Genomic DNA, 1,478 nt, shown 5'->3' with positions numbered 1-1,478 from the left:
AGTCGAAGGTATAGTCAGCCCCGCCGATCTGATCGGCACCGCGCTTGGTCATGTTGACGAGATAGGCAACGATGTCGTCGCCGACTTCCTTCGGGTTGACGAAATGCGTCATGCCGAAGCGCTCGCCCCAGGCCTTCTTGTCGTTGTTGAGATCGACGCCGATGATCATGTCGGCGCCGGCAAGCTGCAGCCCCTGAATGACATTGAGGCCGATACCGCCGAGACCGAAGACGATCGCCGTCGCGCCCATCTCGACTTTGGCAGTATTGATGACGGCGCCGATCCCGGTGGTGACGCCGCAGCCGATGTAGCAGATCTTGTCGAACGGCGCGTCAGGATTGACCTTGGCAACGGCGATCTCCGGCAGAACGGTGTAATTGGCAAAGGTCGAGCAGCCCATATAGTGGTGGATCTTGTCCTTGCCGATCGAGAAGCGCGAGGTGCCGTCTGGCATGACGCCCTGACCCTGGGTCGAACGGATCGCGGTGCACAGGTTGGTCTTGCGCGACAGGCAGGACGGGCACTGGCGGCATTCCGGCGTGTAGAGCGGAATGACGTGATCGCCCTTCTTGACGGAGGTGACGCCGGGGCCGACGTCAACGACGATGCCGGCACCCTCATGGCCGAGAATGGCCGGGAAAAGCCCTTCGGGATCGGCACCGGACAGGGTGAAGTCATCGGTGTGGCAGATCCCGGTCGCCTTGACCTCGATCAGCACTTCACCGGCACGAGGGCCTTCGAGTTGCACCGTCATGATCTCCAGCGGTTTTCCTGCCTGAACGGCAACGGCGGCGCGAACGTCCATTTGTTTTCCTTCCAATATTCGCTGGCTTCACATATTCGGATAGACCGGCCCCTCGCCGCCCTGTGGCGGGACCCAGTTGATGTTCTGGTTGGGGTCCTTGATGTCGCAGGTCTTGCAGTGGACGCAGTTCTGGGCGTTGATGACGAAGATCTCCTCGCCGTTCTTCTCCACCCACTCGTAGACGCCGGCCGGACAGTAGCGGGTCGACGGGCCGGCATAGATGTCGTGCTCGGAAGACTTCTGCAGCGCCATGTCCTTGACGTGCAGGTGGACCGGCTCGTTTTCCTCGTGGTTGGTGTTTGACAGGAACACCGAGGACAGACGATCGAAGGTCAAGACGCCGTCCGGGCGGGGATAATCGATGCGTCTGTGCATCGATGCCGGCTCCAGCGAGGCGGCGTCGGTCTTGCCGTGCCTTAGCGTTCCGAAGAAGGAGAAGCCGAGCAGCGTGTTGGTCCACATGTCGAGCCCGCCGAGCGCCACGCCGATCGCCGTGCCGAACTTCGACCAGAGCGGCTTGACGTTGCGCACGCGCTTCAGATCCTTGCCGATATCGGTGGCGCGCCATTCGTTCTCGATTTCGACGACCTCGTCATTGGCTCGACCGGCAGCGATCGCCGCGGCGATCTTGTCGGCGGCCAGCATTCCCGACAGTACGGCGTTGTGCGAACCC

2 protein-coding genes are annotated in these 1,478 nt (G+C 61.8%); both read right to left on the bottom strand.

Annotation, left to right across the window (positions count from 1 at the left end; genetic code table 11):
* The coding region (locus tag AB4Z52_RS36170) for an alcohol dehydrogenase catalytic domain-containing protein (RefSeq protein ID WP_442222607.1) at positions 1-805 on the bottom strand (805 nt) is incomplete at its 3' end.
* A 27-nt stretch (positions 806-832) separates the two neighbouring features.
* Positions 833-1,478 (bottom strand): 4Fe-4S dicluster domain-containing protein (locus tag AB4Z52_RS36165; RefSeq protein ID WP_442222606.1); only part of this gene is annotated, 646 nt, incomplete at its 5' end.

This window comes from Rhizobium sp. 2YAF20, assembly GCF_052114685.1.
GTDB lineage: Bacteria > Pseudomonadota > Alphaproteobacteria > Rhizobiales > Rhizobiaceae > Rhizobium.
This window is presented reverse-complemented; position numbering and strand designations above follow the sequence as displayed.